General features: G+C 74.2%; 3 protein-coding genes. 2 read left to right on the top strand and 1 reads right to left on the bottom strand.

All coding sequences use genetic code 11. The annotated features are described in order from the left end of the window. Nucleotides 1-59 precede the first annotated feature (59 nt). On the top strand, nt 60-866 hold the full coding sequence (yaaA, locus tag AOK03_RS39125) for a peroxide stress protein YaaA (protein ID WP_055570099.1): 807 nt from the start codon (nt 60-62) through the stop codon (nt 864-866). Nucleotides 867-976: 110 nt separating this feature from the next. Further along, nucleotides 977-1,615 (top strand): bifunctional 4-hydroxy-2-oxoglutarate aldolase/2-dehydro-3-deoxy-phosphogluconate aldolase, encoded by a 639-nt coding sequence (gene eda / locus AOK03_RS39120; protein ID WP_055570098.1) that lies wholly within the window; start codon nt 977-979, stop codon nt 1,613-1,615. Nucleotides 1,616-1,688: 73 nt separating this feature from the next. Here the strand turns inward: eda and AOK03_RS39115 are convergent. Beyond that, a partial coding sequence (locus AOK03_RS39115) for a bifunctional RNase H/acid phosphatase (RefSeq protein WP_107098224.1) occupies nt 1,689-2,454 on the bottom strand: 766 nt, incomplete at its 5' end.

Genomic DNA, 2,454 nt, shown 5'->3' with positions numbered 1-2,454 from the left:
CCCCGTACCCTTTCGCAGGGGCCGCACCCCCCTCACGTACCCCCCGAAGGAGTCCCACCGTGCTCGTCCTGCTGCCGCCGTCCGAAGGCAAGGCTCCCTCCGGCCGTGGTGCTCCGCTCAAGCCGGAGACCCTGTCGCTGCCGGGCCTCGCCCAGGCCAGGCAGGCCGTTCTCGACGAGCTCGTCGAGCTGTGCGCCGCGGACGAGGAGAAGGCCCGCACCGTGCTCGGCCTCAGCGAAGGCCTGCGCGGCGAGGTCGCGAAGAACACGGAGCTGCGCACCGCGGGCGCCCGCCCAGCAGGCGAGGTCTACACCGGCGTGCTCTACGACGCCCTCGACCTCGCCTCGCTCGACGCCGCCGCCAAGCGCCGCGCCACCCGCTCGCTCCTCGTCTTCTCGGGACTGTGGGGCGCCGTCGGCGTGAGCGACAAGATCCCCTCGTACCGCTGCTCGATGGGCGTGAAGCTGCCGGGCCTCGGCGCACTCGGCGCGTACTGGCGCACCCCGATGGCCTCCGTCATGCCCGAGGCCGCGGGCGACGGTCTCGTCCTGGACCTCCGGTCGTCCGCGTACACCGCCGCGTGGAAGCCGAAGGGCGAGGTCGCGGGACGGACGGCGACCGTTCGGGTGCTGCACGCGCAGGTCGACGAGAAGACCGGCGCCGAGAAGCGGTCCGTCGTGTCGCACTTCAACAAGGCGACGAAGGGCAGGATCGTCCGGTCCCTGCTGATGACGGGGAGCAGCCCCAAGAACCCGGCCGAGCTGGTCGAGGCGCTGCGCGACCTCGGGCACGTGGTGGAGGCAGAGGCCCCGGCCAAGCCGGGCAAGCCGTGGGCCCTCGACGTGGTGGTCCGCGAGATCCACTGAAGGACGACCGGAAGAGAGACCGGACCAGCCACGAAGCCTGAACCCGCAAGCCCGTTGCAGCATCCGCAACGGGCTTTGCGCATGCTGCATGCCGGGTGCAGGATGCTCCCATGACCTCCTCCACGTCCCCCGAGCCCACCTCCGTCCTGGACCTCGCCCCCGTCGTCCCCGTAGTCGTCGTCTCGGACCTCGACGACGCCGTGCCGATGGCGCGGGCCCTCGTCGCGGGCGGGCTGCCCGCGATCGAGGTGACCCTGCGGACGCCCGTCGCGCTCGACGCGATCTCGGCGATCGCCGCCGAGGTTCCGGACGCGGTCGTCGGCGCGGGCACCGTCATCTCCGCGAGGAACGTCGCCGAGTCCGTGGAGGCGGGCGCCCGGTTCCTGGTCAGCCCCGGCTGGACGGACACGCTGCTGGACGCGATGCAGGGCTCCGGCGTGCCGTTCCTGCCTGGCGTCTCGACGACCTCGGAGGTCGTGGCGCTGCTCGAACGCGGCGTACGGGAGATGAAGTTCTTCCCGGCGGAGGCCGCCGGTGGCACCGCCTACCTGAAGTCCCTGGGCGCCCCGCTGCCGCAGGCCCGCTTCTGCCCGACGGGCGGGATCACGCCCGGATCCGCCCCGTCGTACCTCGCGCTGAAGAACGTCGGCTGCGTGGGCGGCAGTTGGATGCTTCCCGCCGACGCCGTCGAGGCCAAGGACTGGGGCCGCGTGGAGTCACTGGCCCGCGAGGCGGCGTCCCTGCGCTGAGGCGCACCCGCGCCCACCAGCACGCACCGGCCCGCACCACGCGCCGACCCGCACCAGCCCGCACCAGCACCCGCTAGCGCAGGTGCGACGTGTCGTTCAGGAGGCGCAGCGACGCGTTGCCGTCGGCGTAGTACGCCACGGCCGACACCGAGGCCGCCGAGAGTTCCATGCGGAACAGGGACTCCGGCGGGGCGCCGAGCGCGAGCCGCACCAGCGTCTTGATGGGCGTGACGTGCGTGACGAGCAGGACCGTGCGGCCCGCGTACGCCGAGGTGAGCCGGTCACGGGCGGCCGAGACGCGACGGGACACCGCAGCGAACGACTCGCCGCCGGGCGGCGCCGCCTTCGGCGAGGCCAGCCAGGCGTTCAGCTCCTCCGGGTGGCGCTCGCGCGCCTCGCCGAAGGTCAGCCCCTCCCAGGCCCCGAAGTCCGTTTCGCGCAGGCCGTCTTCGAGGTGGACGTCGAGCCCGAGGCGGGCGGCGACGGTGTGCGCGGTCTCCTGGCAGCGCTTGAGCGGCGAGGAGACGATCGCCTGGACCGTGCCGCGGGCGGCGAGTGCGGCCGCGACGCGCTCGGCCTGCTCACGGCCGACGTCCGACAGGGACGGATCGGACCCGCCGCTCCCGGAGAACCGCTTCTCGGGCGTCAGCGCGGTCTCGCCGTGCCGCAGCAGCACGAAGGTCGCGGGGGCACCGAGGTCGGCGGGGGCGGCCCAGCCGACGGGCGGTGCGGCGGCGGTGCGCGCGGCCCGAACGTCCGCGCTCCCACCGACACCGGCGGCGGATCCCTCAGGCGCCGCCCCTGCCCGCGCCGCCCCCGCCAGCGCAGCCCGCGCCTTC

Origin of the sequence: Streptomyces atriruber, from assembly GCF_001418325.1 — a bacterium.
Lineage (GTDB): Bacteria > Actinomycetota > Actinomycetes > Streptomycetales > Streptomycetaceae > Streptomyces > Streptomyces atriruber.
This window is presented reverse-complemented; position numbering and strand designations above follow the sequence as displayed.